At 47.5% G+C, this 26284-nt stretch carries 24 protein-coding genes; 17 read left to right on the top strand and 7 right to left on the bottom strand.

The window, feature by feature from the left end; all coding sequences use genetic code 11:
- Positions 1–25: 25 nt before the first annotated feature.
- The 4 genes from ribH (at position 26) to EYR25_RS18575 (ending at position 2450) form a co-directional block, all read left to right on the top strand.
- Positions 26–502 (top strand): 6,7-dimethyl-8-ribityllumazine synthase, encoded by a 477-nt coding sequence (gene ribH / locus EYR25_RS18590; RefSeq protein WP_133182100.1) that lies wholly within the window; start codon positions 26–28, stop codon positions 500–502.
- 14 nt (positions 503–516) lie between these two features.
- The gene (nusB, locus tag EYR25_RS18585) at positions 517–921 is read left to right on the top strand and encodes a transcription antitermination factor NusB (protein WP_011621889.1); all 405 of its coding nucleotides are present in this window, start codon (positions 517–519) and stop codon (positions 919–921) included.
- Positions 922–999: 78 nt separating this feature from the next.
- Complete coding sequence (gene thiL / locus EYR25_RS18580) at positions 1000–1956, top strand: thiamine-phosphate kinase (RefSeq protein WP_011716204.1); 957 nt, start codon at positions 1000–1002, stop codon at positions 1954–1956.
- A complete protein-coding gene (locus EYR25_RS18575) occupies positions 1956–2450 on the top strand; it encodes a phosphatidylglycerophosphatase A family protein (protein WP_133182098.1) in 495 nt (164 codons plus the stop codon). Before thiL ends, EYR25_RS18575 begins: the two co-directional genes overlap by 1 nt.
- 398 nt (positions 2451–2848) lie before the next feature.
- On the opposite strand, the gene recN is transcribed toward EYR25_RS18575, so the two are convergent.
- Positions 2849–4507 carry a DNA repair protein RecN gene (gene recN / locus EYR25_RS18570; protein WP_133182096.1) on the bottom strand — a complete coding sequence of 553 codons (1659 nt, stop codon included), beginning with the start codon at positions 4505–4507 and terminating at the stop codon, positions 2849–2851.
- A 129-nt stretch (positions 4508–4636) separates the two neighbouring features.
- Positions 4637–5599 carry an AEC family transporter gene (locus EYR25_RS18565; RefSeq protein WP_133182094.1) on the bottom strand — a complete coding sequence of 321 codons (963 nt, stop codon included), beginning with the start codon at positions 5597–5599 and terminating at the stop codon, positions 4637–4639.
- 276 nt (positions 5600–5875) lie between these two features.
- Between EYR25_RS18565 and lldR the strand changes: the two genes are divergently transcribed.
- Positions 5876–6775, top strand: coding sequence for a LysR family transcriptional regulator LldR (gene lldR, locus EYR25_RS18560; protein ID WP_023267559.1), 900 nt, complete (start codon positions 5876–5878; stop codon positions 6773–6775).
- Positions 6776–6780: 5 nt separating this feature from the next.
- Here lldR and EYR25_RS18555 read toward each other — a convergent pair whose 3' ends face one another.
- The 3 genes from EYR25_RS18555 to barA form a co-directional block, all read right to left on the bottom strand.
- Positions 6781–7014, bottom strand: a complete 234-nt coding sequence (locus EYR25_RS18555) for a DUF3319 domain-containing protein (protein WP_023267558.1) — start codon at positions 7012–7014, stop codon at positions 6781–6783.
- Positions 7015–7112: 98 nt separating this feature from the next.
- Positions 7113–7712 (bottom strand): YjaG family protein, encoded by a 600-nt coding sequence (locus tag EYR25_RS18550; RefSeq protein ID WP_023267557.1) that lies wholly within the window; start codon positions 7710–7712, stop codon positions 7113–7115.
- Positions 7687–10494, bottom strand: a complete 2808-nt coding sequence (gene barA / locus EYR25_RS18545; RefSeq protein WP_133182091.1) for a two-component sensor histidine kinase BarA — start codon at positions 10492–10494, stop codon at positions 7687–7689. The genes EYR25_RS18550 and barA overlap by 26 nt, the downstream gene beginning before the upstream one ends.
- A 101-nt stretch (positions 10495–10595) precedes the next feature.
- Here barA and rlmD point away from each other — a divergent pair, with 101 nt between their 5' ends.
- Together rlmD and relA are read left to right on the top strand one after the other, a co-directional pair.
- Positions 10596–11945: a 23S rRNA (uracil(1939)-C(5))-methyltransferase RlmD gene (rlmD, locus tag EYR25_RS18540; protein WP_133182089.1), complete on the top strand. Its 1350-nt coding sequence runs from the start codon at positions 10596–10598 to the stop codon at positions 11943–11945.
- Positions 11946–12135: 190 nt separating this feature from the next.
- Positions 12136–14343 (top strand): GTP diphosphokinase, encoded by a 2208-nt coding sequence (relA, locus tag EYR25_RS18535; protein ID WP_023267554.1) that lies wholly within the window; start codon positions 12136–12138, stop codon positions 14341–14343.
- A 383-nt stretch (positions 14344–14726) separates the two neighbouring features.
- Here the strand turns inward: relA and EYR25_RS18530 are convergent, their stop codons facing one another.
- Positions 14727–15761: a transposase gene (locus EYR25_RS18530; RefSeq protein ID WP_133182087.1), complete on the bottom strand. Its 1035-nt coding sequence runs from the start codon at positions 15759–15761 to the stop codon at positions 14727–14729.
- Positions 15762–15911: 150 nt separating this feature from the next.
- A complete protein-coding gene (locus EYR25_RS18525; RefSeq protein ID WP_133182084.1) occupies positions 15912–16328 on the bottom strand; it encodes a hypothetical protein in 417 nt (138 codons plus the stop codon).
- 528 nt (positions 16329–16856) lie between these two features.
- Here EYR25_RS18525 and mazG point away from each other — a divergent pair.
- From mazG to EYR25_RS18475, 10 genes are all read left to right on the top strand, one after another.
- Positions 16857–17744 (top strand): nucleoside triphosphate pyrophosphohydrolase, encoded by an 888-nt coding sequence (mazG, locus tag EYR25_RS18520; RefSeq protein WP_133182082.1) that lies wholly within the window; start codon positions 16857–16859, stop codon positions 17742–17744.
- A 116-nt stretch (positions 17745–17860) separates the two neighbouring features.
- The gene (locus tag EYR25_RS18515) at positions 17861–19501 is read left to right on the top strand and encodes a CTP synthase (protein ID WP_011621903.1); all 1641 of its coding nucleotides are present in this window, start codon (positions 17861–17863) and stop codon (positions 19499–19501) included.
- Positions 19502–19714: 213 nt separating this feature from the next.
- Complete coding sequence (eno, locus tag EYR25_RS18510) at positions 19715–21010, top strand: phosphopyruvate hydratase (protein WP_011621904.1); 1296 nt, start codon at positions 19715–19717, stop codon at positions 21008–21010.
- A gap of 100 nt (positions 21011–21110) precedes the next feature.
- Positions 21111–21410: a cell division protein FtsB gene (gene ftsB / locus EYR25_RS18505; protein ID WP_011625569.1), complete on the top strand. Its 300-nt coding sequence runs from the start codon at positions 21111–21113 to the stop codon at positions 21408–21410.
- A gap of 10 nt (positions 21411–21420) precedes the next feature.
- Complete coding sequence (gene ispD, locus EYR25_RS18500; RefSeq protein WP_133182079.1) at positions 21421–22170, top strand: 2-C-methyl-D-erythritol 4-phosphate cytidylyltransferase; 750 nt, start codon at positions 21421–21423, stop codon at positions 22168–22170.
- 51 nt (positions 22171–22221) lie between these two features.
- Positions 22222–22701 (top strand): 2-C-methyl-D-erythritol 2,4-cyclodiphosphate synthase, encoded by a 480-nt coding sequence (gene ispF, locus EYR25_RS18495; RefSeq protein WP_023267548.1) that lies wholly within the window; start codon positions 22222–22224, stop codon positions 22699–22701.
- A gap of 29 nt (positions 22702–22730) precedes the next feature.
- Complete coding sequence (gene truD, locus EYR25_RS18490; RefSeq protein WP_133182077.1) at positions 22731–23858, top strand: tRNA pseudouridine(13) synthase TruD; 1128 nt, start codon at positions 22731–22733, stop codon at positions 23856–23858.
- Positions 23855–24604: a 5'/3'-nucleotidase SurE gene (surE, locus tag EYR25_RS18485; protein ID WP_133182075.1), complete on the top strand. Its 750-nt coding sequence runs from the start codon at positions 23855–23857 to the stop codon at positions 24602–24604. The genes truD and surE overlap by 4 nt, the downstream gene beginning before the upstream one ends.
- Positions 24601–25236, top strand: coding sequence for a protein-L-isoaspartate(D-aspartate) O-methyltransferase (locus tag EYR25_RS18480; RefSeq protein ID WP_133182073.1), 636 nt, complete (start codon positions 24601–24603; stop codon positions 25234–25236). The genes surE and EYR25_RS18480 overlap by 4 nt, the downstream gene beginning before the upstream one ends.
- A gap of 97 nt (positions 25237–25333) precedes the next feature.
- Positions 25334–26230: a peptidoglycan DD-metalloendopeptidase family protein gene (locus EYR25_RS18475; protein ID WP_133182071.1), complete on the top strand. Its 897-nt coding sequence runs from the start codon at positions 25334–25336 to the stop codon at positions 26228–26230.
- The last annotated feature ends 54 nt before the right edge of the window (positions 26231–26284 follow it).

Genomic DNA, 26284 nt, shown 5'->3' with positions numbered 1-26284 from the left:
TGCTTTAGCTAAATTAGGTAAGAAAATGAACGTAGTTCAAGGTAATATCGAAGCGAAGAATGCCAAAGTTGCGATTGTAATTTCGCGTTTTAACAGCTTTTTAGTTGAGAGCCTGCTTGAAGGTGCACTTGACACGCTGAAACGTTTTGGCCAAGTCAGTGATGAAAACATCACTGTTGTCCGTGTACCTGGTGCGGTTGAGTTACCGCTGGCTGCACGTCGTGTTGCTGCAAGTGGTAAGTTTGACGGTATCATCGCACTTGGTGCTGTGATCCGTGGTGGTACACCTCATTTTGATTTTGTTGCAGGTGAATGTAACAAAGGTCTAGCTCAAATCGCATTAGAGTTCGATCTGCCCGTTGCCTTCGGTGTATTGACGACAGATACCATTGAACAAGCCATTGAGCGTTCAGGTACTAAAGTGGGTAACAAGGGCGGCGAAGCTGCACTAAGCCTGCTTGAAATGGTCAATGTTCTGCAACAGCTTGAACAACAGTTGTAATAGTAGGAAACATAATGAAGCCTTCTGAGCGCCGCAAGGCCCGCCGTTTAGCCGTACAAGCCATTTATTCATGGCAACTAAGCGGGAATAATATTGCCGATGTCGAGCACGAGTTTTTAACTGAACAGAGCCTCGACGGTGTTGATGTAGCTTATTTTCGTGAGCTATTTGCAGGCGTAGCAACTAAGAAAACCCAACTGGATGAGTTGTTCATTCCACACTTAGACCGCCCCATTGATGAGGTGTCGCCAGTGGAGAAGGCCATAGTTCGCTTAGCGGCATATGAGCTGACTTTCCGTAAAGATGTGCCGTTCAAAGTCGCGATTAACGAGGCGATTGAACTGGCTAAAGCTTTCGGTGCGGATGAAAGCCATAAGTTTGTTAATGGATTACTCGACAAACTGGTTGCACGTAAGTAATAAGGACAAACGGTATCTTAGGATACCGTTTTTCATTGCTAACAAAGGTGGCCGATGTGAGTCGCGCCAAACTGTACAGTGAAAGAATTCCAACTTATTGAATGTTATTTCAATCACCGCGGCCCAACGCGCCGTGATGTCAAATTGAGTATTGGTGACGATTGCGCCCTAGTGCAGCCCGCCGAAAACAAGTCGATCGCCATCTCCTGCGATACCTTAGTCGAAAACGTTCACTTCTTCCCCGATATCCCCCCTCAAGCTTTAGGTTACAAAGCCTTAGCCGTGAATCTTTCTGATTTAGCGGCCATGGGTGCTGAGCCTGCTTGGATGACGCTTGCGCTTACTTTGCCAGAGGTTAACGAAGCCTGGCTGAGTGGTTTTAGTGAGGGACTTTTCGAAGCGGCTGAGTATTACGGCATTGCCCTTATTGGCGGCGATACTACTCGCGGCCCTAGAGCCATTAATATTACCGTGCATGGCCAAGTGCCGCAGGGTAAGGCATTGACTCGTCACGGTGCAAAAGCGGGTGACTGGATTTATGTGACCGGTACGCTAGGCGATTCAGCATTAGGGCTGGATTTGATCCGCGGTGTGCAACATGCACGTGCGGAGCATAAAGAGTTCTTAATTAATCGCCATTATCGTCCGACGCCTCGAGTGTTAGCGGGTCAGTCATTACGATCTTTAGCATCCAGTGCTATCGACTTATCCGACGGTTTTATCTCCGACATTGGCCATATCCTCAAAGCATCGCAGGTAGGCGCGGTTGTGGATGTGGGCACGATTCCGTTGTCCCGCGCGATGCAAGATACCGTGAGCGAAGAGCATGCCTTAGGTTATGCGCTAACGGGGGGCGAGGATTATGAACTGCTCTTTACCGTGCCAGAGGCACAAAAAGGTGCGTTAGAAACAGCACTGAGTCACGCAGGAACTAAGTTTGTGCGGGTTGGGCAAATCTGTGCGGGCAGTAAACTTAAGTTGCAACTCAATGGTGAGCCGTTTACGCCGCCATATCATGGCTTTGAGCACTTTTAATGAAGTTGTTATCCCAAGATCAGGCGCTGTCGCGCCTGTCTCTTAAAAATCCGATCCATTTTTTAGCATTAGGCTTTGGCAGCGGTTTAGCGGCTAAGGCGCCCGGCACCTTTGGTACCTTGGCGGCCGTCCCGCTCTATTTGTTGTTGGCGCAATTGCCCTTGAGTTGGTATTTAGCCGTGACCTTAGTGTGCGTACTCGCGGGGATTTATATCTGTGATAAGGCTGCGAAGGACATGGGCGTACATGACCATGGTGCAATTGTTTGGGATGAAGTCGCAGGTCTATTAATCACTATGATTGCGGCGCCAGCCGGAGTGCTCTGGTTAATTGCTGGTTTTGTGCTTTTTCGTCTCTTTGACATCATCAAGCCGTGGCCAATCCGTTGGCTCGATGCCAAGGTCGAAGGCGGTTTTGGCATTATGATCGACGATGTACTGGCAGGGATTTTCGCTCTCGTTTGTTTGCAAGTGATTGTCCTTATTAGCCAATAATCTCTTTTTGGTTATTCATCTAGGGCTTGTTGACGTTTCGAGATTAGATTTTCTTCGTTCTGGCAAGCACTTGCTCACGAAACGAGGAATGATGTGTCGTGATTCTACTCAAATGATGAGCGGCTCTTATGACAGAAAGTAAGAGCAAGGGCTGCCAGACGAATCCTTCGGGCAGCATTTGGCTGGCGTTTCTGCCGCGTTATCGTCCGTTTATGTAGAATAACTACACAGTACGGACGTTGCCTTGCATAAACGCCAGCCAAATTGCTGCAAAAAACTGAAACGTCAACACGCCCTAGTTAACTCAAACTAAAGTTCGTTACCCTATAAATGCCAATGCCTTATCTGATGTAGATAAGGCATTGGTTATGACGTGGAATATTTGGCTTAGTGTATTCTTACTGTAATAATTCTCGTGCATTAGCGAGAGTGTTAGCAGTAATTGTATCGCCACCAAGAAGTCTGGCTAATTCTTGGATACGTTGCTCCCTATCCAAAGGCATCATAGTGGTTTCTGTACTTCCCGCCTTGTTGAATTTGTTCACAAACATATGCTGGTGACCATTACCTGCAACTTGCGGCAAATGGGTCACACACAATACTTGGGTCGATTCGCCAAGGCTGCGTAGCATACGTCCAACTACAGCAGCAGTAGGGCCCGATATACCCACATCGACTTCGTCGAAAATGAGTGTCGGTGTGGCAACCTTTTTCGCGGTAATCACTTGAATACCAAGGCCTATACGTGACAATTCGCCGCCTGAGGCAACCCTAGATATAGGTTGTAACGGCTGACCTGGGTTGGTGGTAACCATAAACTCAATATTATCGCTGCCGTTCATCGACATGATCTCTGGGTTGAAATTCACTTCAATGGTGAACTTACCCTTAGGCATATTGAGTTCGTGGATGGATTGAGTCACTAACTTATCCAGCTCTTTTGCATAACGGGCGCGGCTCTGACTCAGCTTTTGTGCGTTAGCGAGGTAGGCCACTTTACTGGCCTCCACTTGGCGTTGAATATCTTCTAGCTTATTTTCATCATCATCGAGTGTGGTGAGTTCGGCCCTGAGGGCGAGATGATGCTCGGCTAATTTTTCTGGGCTGACATGGTGCTTACGGGCCAGTTGCATGGCTTTAGAGAGCCTTTCCTCTAAATAAGCAAAATGCGCGGGGTCGAGTTCAAGTTTACTTAGGTAGTGCTGCAATTCGCCAGCGCTCTCTTGCACTTGAATAAGCGCTTCGTTCAGCATAGTGCTGACATTGGTTAATGCGGGGTCATAGCTTTGCAAATTCTCTGCAAGGCTGACGGCTTTATTCAGCAGTGACTCGATATTGCTCTCTTCACCATCTGTGAGTAAAAACAGGCTGGCTTGGCAGCTATCGACCAATTCGGTACCGTTTGCGAGACGTTTGTGCTCCTGTTCAATCTCTTCAAACTCTCCCACCTTAAGATCAAACTCATCTAACTCTTCAACTTGATATTGCACCAGTTGTTTACGGGCGATACGTTCCTGCTGGGAGGCTTCTAATTGCTTGAGTTCGGCTTCGATTTGTTTACAGCGCTGATAGCTTGCCGCCACTGCGTCTATCAGTAGTCTGTGATTGGCGTAGCTATCGAGTAAGGTGAGCTGGTGTTCACTCTTTAACATGGCATGATGGGCGTGTTGGCCATGGATCCCTACAAGTAATTGCCCCAGTAATTTTAACTGAGTCAAAGGAACGGGATTGCCATTGATATAGGCGCGTGAGCGGCCGTCACTGCCAATGGTTCGACGCAGAATACACTCATCATCGAGTTCGAGATCGTTATCCTCGAGCCAGCGTTTTGCCAGAGGCACATCCTCGAGTGAAAATCGGGCACTGACTTCGGTTTTGCTCGCGCCAGGGCGAACACTGCTGGCATCGGCACGGTTACCTAGGCACAAGCCAAGGGCGTCGATGGCAATAGATTTACCCGCGCCAGTCTCACCGGTAATGCTGGTCATACCGGGGCGAAAGTCCAGTTCAAGGAAACGTACGATAGCGAAATTGTTGATGCTGAGTTGGCAAAGCATAGTGAGTTCCTGTCGAAAAACTTACCAAATCACTGTATTGATAAACAGTATATACTGAATTTATATACAGTAAAGTAACTTTGGGTGAATATTCGACATGTCGCTTTGTTATAAAATCTAATTAGTTGTTTATGAATAGATTTTAACAAGTTGTTCCAGAATGGGTAGGCTGAAAAAGGTCACTATAGTGCCAAAGAGTATCCCTTGGGCACTGCTGGAGGCCTGGGTGTTATAGCGTTGGGCCAAAAGATAGACGCTTGCCGCCGTGGGCAAGGCGCTAAGTATGACACCCATAACGAGGTAGTCACCGGTGACACCCAAGCCTTTTAACATGAAGTAAACCAAGGCGGGTTGCAGAATAAGTTTAAACAGGTTGATAAGGCTGAGTTCGATAAAGTTTGTCAGGCTAAAGACCTTGCTATCTTTTTGGTAGCGCATGGCTTTCGCCAATACCATGCCGACGGCAAAGAGGGCACAGGGACTGGACGTATTGCCTATCTGCTGGATCATCATTGCCAAACCGGAGGGGAGAGTTATCCCTAATGCCGAAATAGCCACACCAATAAAGCAACCGATTACAATTGGGTTTTTCACCACGGCTAGCAGCATGATCACCGCGGCGTGATGTTGTCGCTGTTTATTGGTGGCGAGTTCTAGCGAGACCAAGGCCACGGCAAACATGAGCACGGACAATAAACTGGCAATCGCAGCGGCAACTAAGGCGCTTTGTTGCTGGGGAAATAAGATGATAAGGAGTGGAATACCGATAAATGCGGTATTACCAAAAGTCGCATTTAAGGCGCGCACGGCGGCAATTGCATGTTGTTTAGGATTAACCAGTAGGGAGATGCTAATACAAATGAGGTAAATCACCAGCATGGCGGCACTGTATCCGGCAATAAATCTCCATTGCAGAATGTCTTCAATCGGCTGCTGTGCCAGTGCTATCAATAGGATGGCAGGAAACGCAATATAGTAAACATATTGATTGAGTACTTGGTCTGTTTCTACTGGGAGAAAGCGCAGTTTTTGCACAAGTGTGCCCAGTAGCATGATCCCGAAGACGGCAAACAGAGGGGTTAAAATGGTCATGACCCTCACTCATCCTTTTGTGTTGCTTATCCCACGAGATAGCCTTAGTGATGCTTGATTTCATTCAAGCCGTCAAGGCGAAGTCGGCTGGGATGTTATTTCAGCGAATTAATGATAATCGGCGCTAGCGCAGTAAATTTGTTAGCAAAATAGCATAGCATTCTCCCTAAGAGCTATTGCGCTATGGTCGTAGAAATGAATAATTCTACGTTTAAAACACAATGAGTTAGTGCGCGTTATGGATGCTGGCACTGACATAAATGATAGGGATTGAAAATGGCTGATGATGTAGGCGGCGAGCTACAGTTAATTTATCTGTTTGTGCATTTAGTGAATGCGGGGAGTTTTTCCCAAGCGGCTAAAGAGCTCGACATGCCCATCGCCACAGTGAGTCGCAAGCTGGCCAAGCTTGAGGAAAAGCTAGATAAGCAATTGTTTATGCGTAGCACCCGTAAGCTGCGATTAACCGAAGAAGGTCTAGCATTATTCCAACGTTATCAGAGTGTCATTGCCCAATTTGATGAACTCAGCGGTGTCGGAAGTGATAAACCCGAAGGGACATTGCGGATTGCGGCGCCGATTTCGATTATTTCCATCATTTTTATCCGTGCACTGAACGAGTTTGGGCGTTTATATCCCGATATTCGCCTACATATTTCCCAAAGCAATGAGTTGGTGGATTTAATTGATAAAGGGATTGATGTGGCGATAGTGGGCGGTGCCCAGCCCGATTCCTCTTGGGTGTCGAGTACCTTAGGCGAGCTTGATTATTGTTTGTTTGCGACGCCAGAATATTTAGCCTCGGCGCCTAAGTTAACCCATCCCGATGATCTTGAAGCGCATCAGTTAATTAAGGTGTGGCCACTGTTTAACTGGCACTTAAAGCACCCGAATGGCGAGTCGTTTTATTTTAATGGCCCGACAAAGCTTACGCTCACTGATTTGCACGGGGCGATTCAGGCGACACTCGATCACGGCGGTATACTCTATGGCCCTGAATTATTTGTAAAACAGCAGATTAAAGAGGGAAAGTTAAAAGTGCTTTTGCCCGAATGGATAGGTGAACAGCGCAGAATATCGATTCTGTATCATCAGCGAAGTCAGCAGCCGCTAAAGGTAAAAGTGTTTATCGAGTTTATGCAGTCTAAGGCGCCCGAGCTGTTTTCGATGGCGTAAGCTCGTTAGCGTTTGCGTGGTTTTAGCGGATTTTTACTCATGGAGTTTTGGGTCTGTTTCGCCTCTTGAAGGCTAGCGCGGGTGGCGGGCACAATCCCCAGTTCAAGGTAGTAACTGACTAAACGGCGCAGTTCAAACAAAGAGCCAATACGGCTCTGCTCACCTATGGTGAGTTTCCAGGTATCGGTGCGGCCTTCGCTATTGGTTAAGATAAATCCTTGGTAAACGAGTTTTCTCATATTGAATGGATGCCTAGCTAAGTCCTATCCCCTCGTGCAGTATTCCCCAGTATAAGATGCTACCTAAAAGCCAAGTCTCTTAGGTAGCCTGTTCCTATTTAGGCCACGCTAATGCCGATATTCGATACACCGGCTTCGATAATCTCTTTGCGTAAACCTTTCACCAACTCGGCGGTGATCTTAGGATTTTCTTCGATGATTTCCAGCAGCGTATTTTGCAGTTCGCGCTCTTCTTCCATCACTTCATGGGCGAAGACGTAGTCATCTAAGGCATCATCGGTTAAATCCACATCGCTGATAGTCTCGATATAGTTCGCCACAGTGCTTGAGGATAACTTGCTAATATTGGTGATATCTTCTTCAAGGTTGGTCTGAATCGCACCAAGTAATGTCGAGAGCGCAACTACGGCGTCCATCGCTGGGTATACGCCATAGCTATCAAAATCGGCAGGTTCTGGGGTGTTATCTTCTAAGCGTTGCAGATGCACATCGATGTTGAATTTTAGCTTGTTGTCGTACTGGGATTGCCAAAGAAGATCGAGCACAGTGCTTAATACCGCAGGATCGCCAAACTCACAAACCTCTGAAAACAATTGGTAATTTGGTAACATTCGTTGGCAAAGAGCAATGGCAAAGAGTTTTTTCTGTGGTAGTTCTAGCGCTTTTAAACGCTTAAAGAAGCCCGTTTTTTTGGTCATCTGTTATTTCCGCTGATAGCTGTGATAGCACTTGTTTTGCCGCCGATTCTACCTTAGTTAGCTCATCAAGTAACTCTAGTATTTCCGGTTCGAGATCTTCGACGCGGGCATCACGTTTCAATGCCGATTCAATCTCTTGGCATAATCGCTGTGTGGTTGGCACACCGCAATAGCAACTGGCACCGTGAAGTTTGTGAACGGTTGTCAGCATACTCGCTTGATCGTTCTGACTCAGCGCCGTCTCAATAGCCGAGACAGTTTGAGGCAAGGAATCCAATAGCATGCGCAGCATATCTAAAGCTAAATCCGACTTATGGTTAGCTTGGGTTAAGCAAAGATCCCAGTTGAGGGTATGTAAATCGAAATGGGTGAACTTGGGCCGAGTGATCCAGCGGTTTATCTCCGCTTTGAGGGCGGCTTCATCGATAGGCTTAGGCAAATAACCATCCATACCGCTACCTAATATCAGCTCACGTTCCTCTGCTATCGCGTGGGCGGTCACGGCAATAATGGGTGTATTGCGGTTCATCGACCCTTGGCGAATTTGCTTAGTCGCGCTGATGCCGTCGGTGCCCGGCATTTGGATATCCATAAAGATAAGGTCAAAGGTGCGATTCTTGGCTTGTTTGACTGCTTCTTCACCGCTGTTAACGGCGATAACGGTTGTGACTAGTTCATTGAGCAAGGTTTCAATCAGTTTTAGATTGGCAAAGTTATCATCCACCGCCAATACGGTGAGGGATTGGCGTGCAGCAGGTACAGCAATCGCCACGGGAGGTAAAATGTCATATTCCATCGGTGGATACAGCATATTGCGCGCCAGTTGGTGTTCGCTTACGGGCAGTGACAATACTACATCGGCATTGGGGCGAATAAACTGGCTGAGCATATCTTGTTCTTGGCAATCGAACAGTACGATTAAACAATCCGTCTTACCCTTAGCTTGGTTTAAGGTACCGAGCAATTGGTTAGAATTGCTAAATCCATGGCAGCTCAATAACACATAATCGAACTGATGCTCAGTGGTCGAGAGCGTCGTTAACAAGCTTGGAATGTGTTGATGGTGGGTTACTTTTGTATCCCACTGTTTTAGCTGACGACTAATTACTGAATGGGTGAGGACTCTGGGCTCATAAAACAGCACTGTCTTGTCTTTGAGTTTTTCAAGGGGGAGCGAATCGCCAATCTGGAATTGACCTAGGCCTAATGGTAGGGTGAACCAGAAGTTCGAGCCCTTATCCACCGAAGAAGTAAAGCCAATTTGGCCGCCCATTTGATTGACGAGGCGCTTAGTGATGACTAGCCCTAGCCCTGTTCCGCCAAAGCGGCGAGAAATCGAGGAGTCTGCTTGGCCAAAGGCTTGGAACAGGAAATCCTGTTGGTTTTCATCAATTCCAATGCCGGTATCAATCACATCACAGCGTAGCACCACTTGATCATCGGTCTGGTTTTGTAACTCTAACTTGACTAATACGCTGCCCGAATCGGTAAACTTGATGGCATTGCCCACTAAATTATTGATAATCTGACAAACACGCATCGCATCGCCGTTAACATTGTCGGGGACATTGGGCGCAATATCGACGACCAATTCCAGCCCTTTGGCCTGTGCGCTACCTGATATTAGGGTGATGGTTTCACCTAGGGTTTCCCTAAGGCCGAATGGCATGTTTTCTAACACCATTTTGCCTGCTTCGAGTTTCGAGAAGTCGAGAATATCGTTGATAATTGCCAGCAGGTTAGTGGCGCTACGTTCGATGGTATTAATGTAATCGACTTGGCTTGAGTGCAGCGGGGTTTTAACGAGTTGACGGGCAAAGCCTATCACGCCGTTTAATGGTGTGCGCAGCTCGTGGGACATGTTCGCCAAGAACTCCGACTTAATCCGACTGGCCTCCAGCGCGCGTTTTTTCGCTAAGTCGAGCTCGACGTTTTGGATCTCAATCTGCTCTAAGGTTTCCCGTAGATCCGAAGTTGCCTGATCGATATTTTGCTGCATTTCATCGTGATATTCCGATAGTGAGCCCGCCATGGCGTTAATACCGCGTTTAAGCAAATCCAGCTCACCGATAAGATTGCCCTCAAGCCTAGCATCGAGTTTACCCTCACGGATTTTGGCGACCACCCGCACCATTTCTGTAATCGGCTGGGTAACGTTTTTAACCAGACGAAAGGTAAACAACAGGTTTAATTGCACCCCAATCAAGACGATAATAAAGGCGGCCACGGCGGCCCTGTGTTGTTCGAGCAGCGCGCGTTCTTTATTGATAATCACCGAAATATAGCCAAGCAATTCGCCATTATCGGTTTGGATATCAAAATTCACGGGCGCCCCCGCCGCAGTTGGCGCGGTGGCAAAAATCGGTGTGCGTAGGATAAGGCTGTCGCCCACATGTTCGATTTCGGTTTTGTGCAGATTGGTCAGCGCCTCTTTATAGCGCATGATTTCGAAATCTTTGTGGTAATGCGATGTGACAAACAGTTGATTTTGAATGTCAAAAATAGCGATAGATTTAACGAGCGTGGATTTATTCAGTTGGGCTGCGGCAAGGAGCCGTTTGGTCGCTTCCCTGTCATTGCTCACAAGTCCCACTTCACTGGCAATTGCCAGTGGCTCGATAATATTGCTGCCCTGTTCAATCAGCGTATCTTCGAGTTCATAGAAGCGATTTATGGTAAAGTAGCTGCCCAGCAGAATACCGACTAAGATCGTCGGCGCAAGCGCAAGCACCAGAACCCAGGAACGTAAGCTGTATTTGGTCATGTTGTTGACAGGGTTCATAGCCGCAGCGCAGTTTCCTAAATTCTAGGGACGATATAATTTTATAAGACTGCCAGAAAAAGGGCGGTCTTTACCAGTTTTTTATTGATTTAGAGGCCGAAATGGCACAATTTTTTAAAGCAAAACCAAATAGTTCCAAGCAATTGTCTGCGAAGCAATCCTTTAGCGTGCACCAGCTCGATCATCTAGGGGCTGGTATAGCACAACATCAGGGAAAAGTCGTATTTATCCCTGGCGCCTTGCCTAGTGAAACCGTGCAAGCGCAGCTAACCGAACAAAAGAAAAATTACGCCCGTGCCAAGCTGATTAAAGTCGAGACGCCAAGCACTGAGCGGGTTTCGCCCTTATGTCCCCATTACCAAAGCTGTGGTGGCTGTGATTTACAGCATATGTCATTAGCAGGCCAGCGTGAGCATAAGTCGGCGGCTCTGGTGGATATTATGGCAAAATTTGCTGGCGCCGAAGGCAAATCAGTGCCCGCATTAACGGGCGAAGGTTGGCACTATCGTCGCCGCGCCCGCCTTGCGACCCTATTTGATAAAAATACCAAGCAGTTGAGCCTAGGGTTTCGTGCCTCAAGCAGCAATCAAGTCGTGTCTATTGATACCTGTTTAGTCTTGGCGAAACCCTTAGCGGATTTAATCGCGCCATTTGCTAAGTTGCTTAATCAACTGGCGGCGAAATCGAGCCTTGGGCATGTAGAATTGATTGATGCCGACAATGGTCATTTTGCGGTAATTAGGATCACTAAATCCTTAAACGATAAGGATATGGGCAAGCTTGCGCAGTTTGCCGAGCAGCACCAAATCCATATTTGTTTGCAGGATAACAACGGTGAGTTCCATGGCGTCAATGGCACGCTGTTATTGCCTGTTTACCAGTTGCTCGATGATAAAGCCGATGCAACCCCTGTGAGCTTAACCTTTACCCCAGGCAACTTTGTGCAAGTCAACGCGCAAATTAACAAGGCCATGGTGGCGCAGGCGTTAGACTGGTTAGCACCGCAGCCGGGTGAGCGCATTCTCGATCTCTTCTGTGGTATGGGGAACTTCAGTTTGCCTTTAGCTAAACTGGGTGCCGAAGTGATTGGGGTTGAAGGGGTGCCAGAAATGGTCAGTCAAGCCCGTGAAAACGCGGCGGCGAATGGCTTGAGCAATTTAACCTTTTACCATGGCGACTTAAGTGCCGATTTATCCTGTGAGCCTTGGATGGGCAAGATTGATAAATTGCTACTCGACCCTGCGCGCGCGGGGGCGTTTGAGAGTTTGCAATGGCTTAAGAAGATGAAACCCCGCCAAGTGGTGTATGTCTCTTGTAATCCGGCGAGCTTGGCCCGCGACAGTGCGGTGTTACTCGAACGTGGTTACAAGTTACAAAAGTTAGGCTTAATCGATATGTTCCCGCAGACACATCATATCGAAGCCATGGCGTTTTTTGAGCTTGCAAAATAAGTCTTGCAGGCTGGGCAAGGTTGCTTCACTTGCCCGCGTTATTCGAGTGTAAAGTAAGCAAAGCGTTTGAATAACGTAAAAAATGTGAAGTTTCGTCTCGTTGGGTTTGACAAGTCCGTGCCAATGCTGAAGATAGGAGTGCCGAGGTGGTGCCACTTTTCTCTGAGCACGAATAAGGAAACAAATTAAGATGGTCTCTGTTCGCGAAGCGCACTTTAATGATCCCGATTTTCATCTTGAAGAGTGGGTGGCTCGCTATGTTAGTCATGTCGATGAGGCGCAAACCTTGCTCGCCCTGATTGAGCAGGTCGATGCTTTACCCGCTAAGAGTCCTGCCGCGAAAAGAGAACTGCTCGAACGTGCCCGAGAGATGATTGAAATCCTCGCGCCGCTGAATATGGATATCGAGACACTACAAGCGGCCATCCTGTTTGTGGTGTTTGATGCGGGCTTATTAAACGAAGAAGCGATCAAAGAAAAGTTTGGTGAGCCGCTGGCGCGGTTAGTCGCCAGCGTGGTGACCATGAATGCCATTGGCGCGTTAAAAATCAATCCTAATAGCCGCTCAACCGAGCCGCAAATCGACAATATCCGCCGCATGTTGCTGGCGATGGTCGAAGACGTGCGCGCGGTGGTGATAAAACTGGCCGAGCGTGTTTGTTTGCTGCGCGCCGTGAAAAATGCCGACGAAGAAACCCGCGTCTTGCTGGCTCGCGAAATTGCCGATATCTATGCGCCGCTCGCTAACCGTTTGGGTATTGGTCAGTTAAAGTGGGAGTTAGAAGATATTTCCTTCCGTTATCTGCATCCAGATACCTACAAGGACATTGCCAAACAGCTTGATGGTAAGCGGTTAGACCGCGAAGTCTATATCGAAAAATTTGTCGAGCAGTTGCAACAACGCCTCGATGAGGATCATATCCGCGCTAAGGTGTATGGTCGTCCAAAACATATCTACAGCATCTGGCGCAAGATGAAGGGCAAACACCTCAAGTTTGATGAGTTGTTTGACGTGCGTGCCGTGCGGATTGTCACCGAGCGTTTGCAGGACTGTTATGGCGCCTTAGGGGTGGTGCACACGCTATGGCACCATATCCCGCGCGAGTTCGACGACTACGTGGCCAACCCTAAACCTAACGGTTATCAATCGATTCATACCGTAGTGGTAGGGCCTGAAGGTAAAACCGTTGAAATTCAAATTCGTACCCAAGATATGCATGAAGATGCAGAGCTGGGGGTTGCCGCGCACTGGAAATACAAAGAGGGTAATCACTCCGGCAAACAGAGCGGCTACGAAGAAAAAATCAATTGGCTGCGTAAAATTCTGCAATGGCAGGAGGACGTGGTCGAAAGCGGCAATTTGGTTGAAGAAGTCCGCAGCCAAGTGTTTGAAGATAGAGTCTATGTCTTTACCCCAAGCGGTGAAGTGGTCGACTTGCCGCTCGGTTCAACCGTGCTCGACTTTGCCTACTATATTCACTCGCAGGTTGGCCATAAGTGTATCGGCGCCAAGGTCGATGGCCGCATTGTGCCGTTTACCTATCAGGTTGAAACGGGCGAGCGCATTGAGATCATCACTTCGAAGCACCCCAATCCTAAGCGCGATTGGCTCAATCCAAACTTAGGTTATATCCGCACATCGCGGGCGCGCTCGAAAATTCAGCATTGGTTTAAGCAGCAAGACCGCGATAAAAATATTATCGCCGGTAAAGAAATGCTCGAAGCTGAGCTGGCGCGAGTCAGCCTTAAAATCAAAGATGCCGCCATCGCCGTTGAGCGTTTTAATATGGCGAGTATGGACGATTTGCTTGCGGCAATCGGCGGCGGTGATGTGCGTTTACATCAGGTTGTTAACCATATCCAAAGTAAGTTGCGCCTCGATGAGGCGAGCGAAGAAGATGCGGTTGAAGAATTAGTTAAGAAGAGCCAATCTAAATCTGGCACCAATAGCCGAGGACAGGTGGAAGTGAATGGCGTGGGTAACTTACTCAGCCATATCGCCCGTTGCTGCCAGCCCGTACCTGGGGATGAGATTTTAGGCTTTATCACCAAAGGGCGCGGTATTTCTGTGCATCGCTCCGACTGTGAGCAGGTGAAAGAGTTGATGCGCGTTCACCCAGAACGTGGCGTCGATGTGGTTTGGGGCGAGAACTATTCAGGTGGTTATCGCATGCGCCTGCGTGTCTTAGCCCATGATCGCAGCGGATTATTGCGGGATCTCACCTCAGTACTCGCCGCCGAAAAGTCCAATGTGCTCGCCATGAGCTCGTCATCGGATATTAAGAATCAGACGGCAGCCATTGAGCTGGAATTAGAGCTATACAACCTCGATGGATTATCGCGGGTGTTATCTAAGCTCTCCCAGGTCGATAGCGTGATAGAAGCAAGACGGCTTTAAGGTTAGCAATCTCTTTCGAAGCGATTAGCCTCGAAATTAGCAATATAGGATACTTTGATAAGAGATATATTGGAGGGCAGGGAGGCTGTTCATCATTCTGAGCAATGGCATTTGCTCTCCGACGCGCAGCGAGTCCGTCCTTTGATGCTCGACCGCACCGTGTGATGTGAATGGATTCACGAATGCCACGGTGGCATGGATGCCAAAGAGGGGCGGACGGTCGTCTCGCTAATCACCATTGCTCAGCTTCCTAGCATCGTTGTTGGCTGTAGGTTTCAAAGAGACACATAGCATGCTTTGGGACAAAAGCGTGCTATGTTTTGCGCGAAATTATCTTCATTTCGGATAAAAAAAATAATCCTAAACGCTGAGTCGTGAGCAACTTAAGGATGTAACGCTTGGCTTGATGCTTTTCCTTTACACCATTTGCCGCTGTTATGCTGTTTTTTAAACGCGCACATGCTATCCCATCGACCACTTATGCCACTGTATTGACGTCGAAACTCTTTGGCTGATGTGAGCCACGCATCGGGCGGAATGCCTAATTCATTGAGTAATTTCGGTCGCTGGTTATCGATATAGCCTTTCTTATCAAGACGGATGGCGCGGCCTGTCCAATCAATCAGTTCGAGATAATCGGCAAAATGAAATGGAATGCCCACTTGCTGATTCAGGTGAGCTGCGCCATCGAATTGGACCAACGATTTGCGGAGAATATGAGCTTGATTGGTTGCGGAGTCAGTTTGAGGCACTGGGATGGTTGATGGATGATTTGAGGTGTTTAGCGAGTCAATTCGCTCCTGAATCGATGTAAAATCAGAGGATTGCAAAGAATCGGCAATGCCTGCTCTGATTGGATTTAAATCGACATACATCATGCACGCGAGCAAGGCTTGTTCATCCAACAGTGCTTGCGATTTAAAACGACCTTCCCAAAAGGCGCCTTTACACTCATCTTCTCGATTGGCTTTACGGGCAATTTCTTCATTTAAACAACGCATAAACCAAGAAATACTGCTTAATCGTTCATGCCACTCGGTAATTAAGCCATCGAGTAACATGCGTTCACCTTCGATTAAAGCATCACCATTCATATACTTAGTAGCAATTGCATGGCCTTTAGTGATTTGGCACCAACGGCTGATAATGTCTTTTTGCGTTAACGATTTGGCCTTATCGACATCTATTTTAAGCACTAAGTGGTAATGGTTACTCATCACCGCGTAGGCGCAAATATCGATACAAAATATCGCAGATAATGCCTTAATTTTATCTACAATCCAGCCACGTCGATGCTCGTAACTGCGCCCTGAAAACTTATCCTCACCGCACAAAAAAGCCCTGCGAACACAGCGATTTATCACGTGATAAAAGGGCGTTGCATTAGCATCAATTAGCTGTCTTCTGGCCGAAGTCATAGCAAACTCCACACAGACAAAATCAGGATAATTTAAAGCCTAGTAGAAGGGGCTGAAAAACACAAAAGATATGGCTGTCCTTGCTATTTTTCACTGTGTGAATTGCCTATGGAAAAACGCATGACTATCCCTGTGTTTTATAACGCCAAGCTAAGCGGCGCCGGTTACGGCGTCCTTGCTTGAGCGCCTTGTTAAGTGCGTTTTGATTGATAAGACCAACCAAATGATAAGTAAAATAGGCCATCCCAAAAACACAACTATTAAGGAGCCATTTCTTAGATATTCCCAAGCCTTTGTACTACCTTCCCAGCTACTCGACGCAAGATTGATATAGTGCTCATTTACAAGCCAAGCCGGAAATTCTCCGTTCGCAAGCCTGCGAGCGTAGCTACCTTCTTCTCCGCCTCCTAAGAATAAATCTAATGTCGGGTAAGGTTTTAACAGTAAATAATATTCTAAGCTTCCTCCTGGCTTATGTACTGCAGTCCAGAACAATAAGATTGTAATAACTATTAGTAGGATGGTAATTTTCTTCATAAAAGCACTTAACATTTTATTAGTGCGCATGCGCGTTTACCTCGTTGGACCAGTGAAAACGCGCATCACTAACTGTTTGTATTGCAAAGAACTTATCAGCTTTCTGCCAAATAAACCATCTGGAAAAACGCGCATGCGCGTTTTCCAAACCTATTAACTAAAACTCAGCCTCTATAGTCAATTGATTTTATAGCGTTTTATTTATTGCGCATGGAATTAGTGCGCACTGTTCTTGTCTTAAAATCATACAAAAATACCTAAATTTAAATACGACTGTATACCCATACATTCTTAGCCGATTTCTGGTAAGGCCAAACATAGGCAAATAGATAAGAATTTGTTTGCCAGCAGTAGTGGGAATTTTCGGTTGAGTTAACGAGCCGAAACACACTTTTGAGCATCTTCTTCACTAAAACCTAATATCAGACTCAAAATAGCACTTTGAGCTTGGCTACTTTATCATTAGCGCTTTATTACGGCCTTAGTTGCGACTCAGCTTGAGTGTATTCCTGTTTACGCATCCTGTACTTGTGTCGACTCTCTTGAAAGGATATCAGCATGACTTCCCATACCACGCCTTCTATTACTGAGCTTTCAGCAACAGCACTTTCAGCAACCGATGTTGCGCCGCTACTGAAGATTATGGAGAAGCTGCGCGATCCGCAAACGGGTTGTCCTTGGGATAAGGCGCAGACCTTTCAAACCATAGTGCCTTTTACCCTCGAAGAGGCCTATGAGGTGGCTGACACGATTGAGCGTTTAGCCCTAGACGAATTGCCCGATGAGCTGGGGGATTTATTATTCCAAGTAGTGTTTTATTGCCAGCTTGGCAAAGAGCAGGGCAGGTTCGATTTCAGCACAGTCGTTAATAAAATCACCGACAAACTCACCCGCCGTCATCCCCATGTGTTTGGTGAAGCCACGTTTGAGGCGTTTGAGGCCGATGCCAGTAGTCAGCAGATGAAAGCGAATTGGGAAGCAATCAAAGCCAGCGAGCGTGAACAAAAGGCTCTGGCGGCTGGGGTGACTTCATCAAGCGAGGTTTCTGTGCTTGATGATATTCCGCGCGCGCAGCCGGCGTTATCCCGTTCAATCAAAATTCAGCAGCGGGTTGCACGTGTCGGGTTCGATTGGCCTGAGCTTGAGCCCGTTGTCGCAAAAATCCATGAAGAAATTGATGAAGTGCTGGCGGAGGTGAATCAGCCAAGGCTTGACCAAGCCAAAGTGCAGGCCGAAATGGGCGACTTATTATTTGCGGTGGTGAATTTGGCGCGTCATTTAAAGGTGGACCCAGAACAAGCGCTGCGCCAAGCCAATGTTAAATTTGAACGCCGTTTTAAAGGTGTAGAGGCATTTGCGAGACAAAATAATAAAGCATTAGAAGAACATAGCTTAGAAGAGTTAGATGCCTACTGGGATAAGGTTAAACAGGGCGAACCAAGATAAAGGGCAAATTATCCGGATTGGTGTTTGTCGAATGGCAACACCTTTGGTATACTACTGCCCCGTCCTAGTGCTTTCTTACAAGCACGTATTTTCAAACTCATTTTCTCAGGTTCAGCATGACTACAAGGTATATCTTCGTTACTGGTGGTGTGGTTTCATCACTAGGTAAAGGCATTGCAGCCGCTTCATTAGCCGCAATTTTAGAGGCCCGTGGTCTCAATGTAACCATCATGAAACTGGACCCATACATTAACGTTGATCCAGGTACCATGAGCCCAACGCAACATGGTGAAGTGTTTGTGACTGAGGACGGCGCAGAAACAGACCTTGACCTAGGCCACTATGAGCGTTTCATCCGCACTAAGATGAACCGTCGCAACAACTTCACCACAGGTCGTATTTACGAGGAAGTGTTGCGTAAAGAGCGTCGCGGTGACTATTTAGGCGCGACGATTCAGGTGATCCCACACATCACTAACGCGATCAAAGAAAAAGTGATTGCTGGTGGTGAAGGTCACGATGTGGCTATCGTTGAAATCGGCGGTACTGTTGGTGATATCGAATCACTGCCATTCCTTGAGTCTATCCGCCAATTAGGCGTTGAACTGGGCCGCGATCGTACCCTGTTTATGCATTTAACCTTAGTGCCATTCCTTGGCGCTGCAGGTGAAGTGAAAACGAAACCGACTCAACATTCAGTCAAAGAATTGCGTTCTATCGGTATTGCACCCGATGTGCTGATCTGCCGTGGTGACCGCGCGATTCCTGCCAACGAGCGTGCGAAGATTTCGTTATTCTGTAACGTTGAAGAGCGTGCGGTTATTTCATTAAAAGACGTCGACAGCATCTACAAGATCCCAGCGCTGCTGCGCTCACAAGGTCTAGATGACCTAGTCGTTAAACGTTTTGGCTTAGAATGCCGTGAAGCCGACTTGTCTGAGTGGGAAAACGTGATTTACCAAGAAGCTAATCCAAACGGCGAAGTCGTGATTGGTATGGTGGGTAAATACATCGAACTGCCAGACGCCTATAAGTCAGTCAACGAAGCATTAAAACACGCTGGCCTTAAAAATCGCGTATCAGTAACCATCAAGTACATTGACTCTCAAACCGTTGAAGCCAAAGGCGATGAAGTGCTGCAAGGTTTAGACGGTATCTTAGTTCCTGGTGGCTTCGGTGAGCGCGGTGTGGAAGGTAAGATCCTGGCGGCTAAATATGCCCGTGAAAACGAGCTGCCGTACTTTGGTATCTGTTTAGGTATGCAAGTGGCGCTGATTGAATTTGCTCGCAACGTTGCAGGCATGGCCGATGCACACTCAACCGAGTTCAATAAAGCAACGCCATTCCCTGTGGTTGGCTTAATCACTGAATGGGTTGATGAAGAAGGTAACGTTGAACAACGCCATGAAGCCTCTGATTTAGGTGGCACTATGCGTTTAGGTGCGCAGTTATGTCACCTACTTGAAGGTTCAAAAGCGGCGCAAGCGTACAAAGGTAACACTTGTGTTGAGCGTCACCGTCACCGTTACGAAGTGAACAACAAGTACAGAGAACGTTTAGAACAAGCGGGTCTGGTATTTAGTGGTTTATCTTCGGACCGTAAACTGGTCGAGATGATTGAGCTTAAAGATCATCCTTGGTTTGTAGCGGGTCAATTCCACCCAGAATTCACTTCGACCCCACGCGATGGTCATCCATTGTTCGAAGGTTTCGTTGCTGCCGCAAGTGCACATCAAAAACGTGATCTGAAGAAATAAATTTTAAGGCCGGACCCGCGACAGTGGGCCCGGCCTTTTGTTACACTCAGGCCGCGTAATCATGAGTCAAAACTCATACCCATGTGTATAAACGACATGCGTATAGACGGAAATAGTAAACGGAATTTAAAGATTTTGGTCGTACTCTACATCTGTTAATTCCCATTGGTATTGGTTTTTTCTTTTCTCTTTTAAACTTAAATCGAGGGTAATATGGCTAAGATTATTAACGTGATTGGTCGCGAGATTATGGATTCTCGTGGTAACCCAACAGTTGAAGCCGAAGTGCATTTAGAAGGTGGTTTTATCGGTATGGCGGCTGCGCCATCTGGTGCTTCTACCGGTAGCCGCGAAGCGCTGGAACTGCGTGATGGCGACAAGAGCCGTTACTTAGGTAAAGGTGTATTGACTGCTGTGGCTAACGTAAACGGCCCTATCCGTGCGGCGTTAATCGGTAAAGATGCGACTGCACAGGCTGAGCTTGATCAAATTATGATCGACTTAGACGGCACTGAAAACAAAGACAAGTTAGGCGCTAACGCGATTCTGGCTGTGTCTTTAGCGGCGGCTAAAGCGGCTGCAGCATTCAAAGGCATGCCTTTATACGCTCACATTGCGGAATTAAACGGCACACCTGGCCAATACGCTATGCCAGTGCCTATGATGAACATTCTTAACGGGGGCGAGCACGCTGATAACAACGTTGATATCCAAGAATTCATGGTTCAACCTGTTGGTGCGAAAAACTTCCGCGAAGCTTTACGTATGGGTGCTGAGATTTTCCACACCCTGAAAAAAGTACTGCACGGTAAAGGTTTAAGCACTTCTGTAGGTGACGAAGGTGGTTTCGCACCTAACCTGTCTTCTAACGCTGATGCATTAGCGGTAATCAAAGAAGCCGTTGAATTAGCAGGTTATAAGCTGGGTACCGACGTGACTCTGGCATTAGACTGCGCCGCTTCTGAGTTCTACAAAGACGGTAAATATGACCTGTCTGGCGAAGGCAAAGTATTCGATTCAAACGGTTTCTCTGACTTCCTGAAATCATTGACTGAACAATATCCAATCGTCTCTATCGAAGACGGTCTGGACGAGTCAGATTGGGATGGTTGGGCATACCAAACTAAGATCATGGGCGACAAGATCCAATTAGTGGGCGACGATTTATTTGTAACTAACACTAAGATCTTAACCCGTGGTATCGAGAACGGCATCGCTAACTCAATCCTGATCAAGTTCAACCAAATCGGTTCATTAACTGAAACCTTAGCGGCTATCCGTATGGCAAAAGCAGCGGGTTACACTGCGGTGATTTCACACCGTAGCGGTGAAACTGAAGACGCTACTATCGCTGATTTAGCGGTAGGTACTGCGGCTGGTCAAATCAAGACCGGTTCACTATGCCGTTCTGACCGTGTTGCTAAATACAACCAATTGCTGCGTATCGAAGAGCAATTAGGTGAAAAAGCGCCATACCGTGGTTTGAAAGAAATCAAAGGTCAGGCGTAATTTAGTCGTCTGATGTAAAAAGGCCACCACTTGGTGGCCTTTTTTGTTGTACTATCTGCAGTATATTTTTTTAATTCAAGATACTGACGCTAATTCCTCCATGAAATTCTTTGTCATTGCACTCATAGTGCTTCTCGGTTTGCTGCAATATCGGCTGTGGTCGGGCGATAACAGCCTGCCTGAATACTTTGTTCTGCAAAAACAGATCGCGGCTCAGCAAGAAGGTAATGCAAAACTCAATGAGCGTAATCAAGTGCTTAAAGAGGAAATTATCGACCTTAAGAGTGGCACCGAAGCGATTGAAGAGCGGGCGCGTAACGAGCTAGGCATGGTGAAAGAAGGCGAAACCTTCTATCGCGTGGTGGGCGGTGACCGTTCAGTATCGAGTCCCTCGCAGTAACGGAGCGCCTATGGATACCGTATTAGAGGCCGCGCCGCAGGTCGAAACCCAAGTTGCAGTTCAAATTGATCCTTTCTCGCACCATGTGGTGGCGATTGTGCCCGCCGCGGGGATTGGCAGCCGCATGGGCGCGGGCAAACCCAAGCAATATTTAACCTTGCTAGGGCAAAGCATTCTGGCCCATACCTTAGACAAGTTATTGTCCCATCCGCAAATTAACCAAGTGATTGTGGCGCTGCATCCTGAGGATACCGAGTTTGCTGCGTTGCCTCAGTCCAAGCATCCCAAGCTGGTAACTGTCATTGGTGGCTCTGAGCGCGCCGACTCGGTGCTGGCGGCACTCGATAAGGCGCCTGATAATGGTTGGGCTTTAGTTCACGATGCGGCCAGACCCTGCCTGACTGCGCAAGACATAGATAAATTGTTGGCATCGCGGGTGCACTTTCCCCAAGGGGCGATTTTGGCTATGCCTGTGCGGGATACCATGAAGCGCGCCAATTGCTTAGGTGAAATTAGCTCGACTGTTTGCCGCGATAATCTCTGGCATGCGTTGACGCCGCAGTTATTCCCAACCTCCTTGTTGCGATTACATTTAAAAGCCGCGCTTGCCGCGGGGGCCGTCGTGACCGATGAAGCTTCGGCGATGGAGTGGGCGGGTATTTCCCCAGGTTTGGTCGCGGGGCGGGCGGATAACATTAAAGTCACTCATCCCGATGATTTGGAGTTGGCAGAGCTTTTTTTACTGCGCGCGAATGCTTGAAGCCAAGCAGAGTGAATTGCGCAATCTATTAAATACGTTAGGAAATAAGTAATGAAAATCCGAATCGGCCATGGTTTTGATGTCCATAAATTTGGTGAAGCGCGCCCGTTAATTTTATGTGGGGTCGAAGTCCCTTACGAAACTGGGCTGGTGGCTCATTCCGACGGTGATGTGGTGTTGCATGCCATCTCCGATGCCATTCTAGGGGCGATGGCCCTTGGGGATATTGGTAAACATTTCCCCGATACCGATGCCGCCTATAAGGGCGCCGATAGTCGCGTCTTGTTGCGCCACTGCTATGCGTTAGCGCGGGCGAAGGGATTTGAGCTGGGTAATCTGGATGTCACTATCATTGCCCAGGCGCCTAAGATGGCGCCGTATATCGAGGATATGCGCCAAGTGTTGGCGGCCGATCTTAATGCTGACATTGCCGATATCAACGTTAAGGCCACCACCACCGAAAAACTCGGCTTTACCGGCCGTAAAGAAGGCATTGCGGTTGAAGCCGTTGTATTACTCAGCCGCCAATAGCCTGAAACTTTAAGAGATAAGAAAGACCCATGAGCGAACTACATTACCTGTACGGCAAACCGACGGCCACTGCCGATTTAAGAACCGTTAACAGCGACTTTATCGTGAAAGAGATTTTGCCTTTTAGCCCGTCGGGCGAGGGCGAGCATCATTTAGTCCACATTCGTAAGGATGGGCTAAACACGGTGCAAGTGGCTGAAATGCTGGCGAAGTTCGCTAAGGTTCATCCGAAAGAAGTGACCTATGCCGGACAAAAAGATAAAAATGCCATCACAGAACAGTGGTTTGGCATTCGTATCCCAGGTAAAGAAACCCCCGCGTGGAGCGAGCTAAACAGCGAGCGCTTAACCATATTATCCAGTAGTCGCCACAGTAAAAAACTGCGTATTGGCGCGCTCTTGGGCAACCGTTTTATTCTAACCCTGCGTAATGTCACAAACGTGGAAGACATTATCAGTCGCATCGAAAAAGTCAGCCAAATCGGTGTACCGAATTATTTTGGTGAGCAGCGTTTCGGTCACGATGGCAAAAACTTGGTGCTTGGTCGGCAAATGCTGGCGGGTAAAAAGGTGAAAGACCGTAATAAGCGCAGCATGTATCTGTCTGCGGTACGCTCCAATCTGTTCAATACTGTCGTCTCCTATCGTTTGGCCAATCATGGCACTAAACCCTTAGCGGGGGATTGCGTGATGCTAGCGGGCAGTAAGAGCTTTTTCGTCACGCCTGAATGGGACTTAGTAGTATTAAAACGCTTAATTGAGAAAGATATTCAGCTTTCTGCGCCACTCTGGGGACGCGGAAAAATGCTGCCGCAGGGTGAAGCTGCTGAGGTTGAAACCCTCGCTATGGCAGAGCTAAGCGAAGATTGCTACGGCCTTGAGCACGCGGGGCTTGAGCAGGAGCGTCGCCCATTGCTACTCGAGCCTCAAGGCCTTAAATACGAGCAAACTGTGGATGGATTAGTGCTCGAATTTATCTTACCTGCGGGCAGCTTTGCGACATCGCTGTTAAGAGAACTGGTGGATTATAAAGATGTGAAAGAGCTGCAATGGCAAGCGACAGTCACGCCTGATGCGAATGCTCCTGAGGCTAATGTCGCCACTGAAAATGATGTTGCAGAGGTCAATGTTATAAAGAATGGCGAGCCCGCTTTATGATCCGCATCCTAGTCAGTAATGATGATGGGGTGAATGCATCGGGGATCAAAGCCTTAACCGAGGCGCTCACCGAAATCGCCACTGTGATGACGGTCGCGCCCGATCGTAATTGTTCCGGCGCAAGTAACTCTTTAACCTTGACTAACCCATTAAGAATTAATAGGTTAGATAATGGTTATATTTCGGTTCACGGTACACCCACTGATTGTGTTCACTTAGCCATACGCGAGCTTTGTGATGGTGAGCCGGATATGGTGGTATCGGGCATTAATGCTGGCGCGAATATGGGGGATGATACTTTATATTCGGGCACGGTTGCGGCGGCGATGGAGGGGCGTTTTTTAGGTTTCCCCGCCGTTGCGATTTCGCTTAATGGTAAGGCATTAAAGCATTATCACACCGCAGCAGTGTATGCACGGCGAATTGTACAGGGGCTGTTAGCCCATCCGATTGCGAGCGATCAGATCCTCAATATCAATGTGCCCGATTTACCGCTCAATGAGATTAAAGGGATCAGGGTGACGCGCCTAGGGGCACGGCATAAGGCCGAAGGCATAGTGCGAACACAAGATCCAGCGGGACGAGAGATTTTCTGGCTTGGCCCACCGGGTGTTGAACAAGATGCGAGTGAAGGAACGGATTTCCATGCGGTAGCCCATGGTTATGTGTCGATCACTCCCTTAACCGTGGACTTGACCGCATATAGACAATTATCGGTATTGCAAGATTGGGTAGATAAAATATGACTCGAGTTGCCTTAACATCGGCGGTGAATTTAGCTAAAAAGCTTCAGGAGGCGGGGATCCGCCATCCAGCCGTTCTTAAGGCAATATCCCATACCCCGCGTGAGTTGTTTCTTGATAATGCGCTGGCCCATAAAGCCTACGAAAATACCGCCTTGCCCATAGGTCAAGGACAAACCATTTCTCAGCCTTATATCGTTGCTCGTATGACAGAGTTACTGCTGCAACATCAGCCGCAAAAGGTGCTTGAGGTAGGAACGGGCTCTGGCTACCAAGCGGCGATACTCGCGCAATTAGTGCCAGAACTGTGCACCATTGAGCGTATCAAAGGGCTACAGATCCAAGCGAGGCAAAGATTAAAACGACTCGATCTTCATAATGTCTCATTTAAATATGGCGATGGTTGGCAGGGTTGGTCGAATCGCAGCCCCTTCGACGGCATTATGGTCACGGCGGCAGCGGCCAAGGTTCCTGAAGCCTTATTATCCCAGCTAGCCGAAGGCGGCGTATTACTTATCCCTGTTGGTGAAGAGACGCAGCAACTGATGCGCTTTACCCGCCGCACAGACCGTTTTAGTTCTGAAGTGATCGAAACCGTCAAATTTGTGCCCTTGGTCAATGGTGAGCTCGCTTAAGTTTTTTACTTAAGTTTTTAGCTTTAGGTCACTTCGTTAAACACTTGACCTTAATGATTTGGTAAAACAGTAAGATAGCCCTAAAGAGGAGTTTTTATTGTTGAATGTGGGTTTACTCTTAAACCTCAGTTTAGTGTTGTTGCTTGCGGGCTGTAGCTTTCAGGCGAGTCGCCCCGCACCTGTCGAAAGTCTTTCCCACAGTTATTCCAAACATAACAAAGGCCACATTAAATCTAATTCATATAAAGTTAAGAAAGGTGACACCCTTTACTCGATCTCTTGGGCAGCGGGTAAAGATTTCGCCGAAATTGCTAAAATTAATCAATTAGATAAATCGTACACCATCTACCCTGGACAGATTTTATATTTAACGAATGATCGTGGGCAACATGGCAAAGGCTCTACTACTTTAGGTGGAAGTAATTCTGCGTCTAAAGGGCAAAATAAAGCAAATTCTGTTGATAAACAATCAGCTAGTAACAATTCTTCCACTAAAAACTTGTCAAGTGAACAGCAGAAAAAAACACTTGATCAGAAAGCCAAGCCTGCGTATTCTGCAACAAGTGCTCAACAAAATATTAACTCTTCGCTCGTTGCACCGACATCAACACTGCCAGACAGTGTGAGTCAGTGGCAATGGCCAGTAAGAGGTAAATTGATTGGGACATACTCTGCCAATGAGCAGGGAAATAAAGGAATTAAGATCGCAGGAAAACGCGGAGATATCATCAAAGCCGCTGCAGATGGGCGGGTGGTATACGCAGGTAGTGCTCTTAGGGGTTATGGTAATTTAGTGATTATTAAACATAGTGACGATTACCTTAGTGCCTATGCTCATGCAGATCAGATCTTAGTCGAAGAAAAGCAACATGTCCTTGCTGGACAGACAGTTGCAAAAATGGGCAGTACAGGTACCAATCAGGTAATGCTTCGCTTCGAGATCCGTTACCACGGCCAGTCTGTTAACCCACTTAACTATTTACCTAAACAATGATTGTTTAGGGCCTTGTTGGCATGGAGGGTAAAAAATTGCAGTAATTCAAGCAGT

Origin of the sequence: Shewanella decolorationis, from assembly GCF_004354305.1 — a bacterium.
GTDB classification, from domain to species: domain Bacteria; phylum Pseudomonadota; class Gammaproteobacteria; order Enterobacterales; family Shewanellaceae; genus Shewanella; species Shewanella decolorationis.
The sequence above is the reverse complement of the archived record's forward strand: the minus strand, read 5'-3'. Positions and strand labels throughout refer to the sequence as shown.

Coding starts and splice junctions, on each gene's coding strand:
- ribH (WP_133182100.1), top strand. CDS start 26: ATGAACGTAGTTCAAGGTAATATCGAAGCGAAGAATGCCAAAGTTGCG.
- nusB (WP_011621889.1), top strand. CDS start 517: ATGAAGCCTTCTGAGCGCCGCAAGGCCCGCCGTTTAGCCGTACAAGCC.
- EYR25_RS18575 (WP_133182098.1), top strand. CDS start 1,956: ATGAAGTTGTTATCCCAAGATCAGGCGCTGTCGCGCCTGTCTCTTAAA.
- recN (WP_133182096.1), bottom strand. CDS start 4,507: ATGCTTTGCCAACTCAGCATCAACAATTTCGCTATCGTACGTTTCCTT.
- EYR25_RS18565 (WP_133182094.1), bottom strand. CDS start 5,599: ATGACCATTTTAACCCCTCTGTTTGCCGTCTTCGGGATCATGCTACTG.
- lldR (WP_023267559.1), top strand. CDS start 5,876: ATGGCTGATGATGTAGGCGGCGAGCTACAGTTAATTTATCTGTTTGTG.
- EYR25_RS18555 (WP_023267558.1), bottom strand. CDS start 7,014: ATGAGAAAACTCGTTTACCAAGGATTTATCTTAACCAATAGCGAAGGC.
- EYR25_RS18550 (WP_023267557.1), bottom strand. CDS start 7,712: ATGACCAAAAAAACGGGCTTCTTTAAGCGTTTAAAAGCGCTAGAACTA.
- barA (WP_133182091.1), bottom strand. CDS start 10,494: ATGAACCCTGTCAACAACATGACCAAATACAGCTTACGTTCCTGGGTT.
- rlmD (WP_133182089.1), top strand. CDS start 10,596: ATGGCACAATTTTTTAAAGCAAAACCAAATAGTTCCAAGCAATTGTCT.
- relA (WP_023267554.1), top strand. CDS start 12,136: ATGGTCTCTGTTCGCGAAGCGCACTTTAATGATCCCGATTTTCATCTT.
- EYR25_RS18530 (WP_133182087.1), bottom strand. CDS start 15,761: ATGACTTCGGCCAGAAGACAGCTAATTGATGCTAATGCAACGCCCTTT.
- EYR25_RS18525 (WP_133182084.1), bottom strand. CDS start 16,328: ATGCGCACTAATAAAATGTTAAGTGCTTTTATGAAGAAAATTACCATC.
- mazG (WP_133182082.1), top strand. CDS start 16,857: ATGACTTCCCATACCACGCCTTCTATTACTGAGCTTTCAGCAACAGCA.
- EYR25_RS18515 (WP_011621903.1), top strand. CDS start 17,861: ATGACTACAAGGTATATCTTCGTTACTGGTGGTGTGGTTTCATCACTA.
- eno (WP_011621904.1), top strand. CDS start 19,715: ATGGCTAAGATTATTAACGTGATTGGTCGCGAGATTATGGATTCTCGT.
- ftsB (WP_011625569.1), top strand. CDS start 21,111: ATGAAATTCTTTGTCATTGCACTCATAGTGCTTCTCGGTTTGCTGCAA.
- ispD (WP_133182079.1), top strand. CDS start 21,421: ATGGATACCGTATTAGAGGCCGCGCCGCAGGTCGAAACCCAAGTTGCA.
- ispF (WP_023267548.1), top strand. CDS start 22,222: ATGAAAATCCGAATCGGCCATGGTTTTGATGTCCATAAATTTGGTGAA.
- truD (WP_133182077.1), top strand. CDS start 22,731: ATGAGCGAACTACATTACCTGTACGGCAAACCGACGGCCACTGCCGAT.
- surE (WP_133182075.1), top strand. CDS start 23,855: ATGATCCGCATCCTAGTCAGTAATGATGATGGGGTGAATGCATCGGGG.
- EYR25_RS18480 (WP_133182073.1), top strand. CDS start 24,601: ATGACTCGAGTTGCCTTAACATCGGCGGTGAATTTAGCTAAAAAGCTT.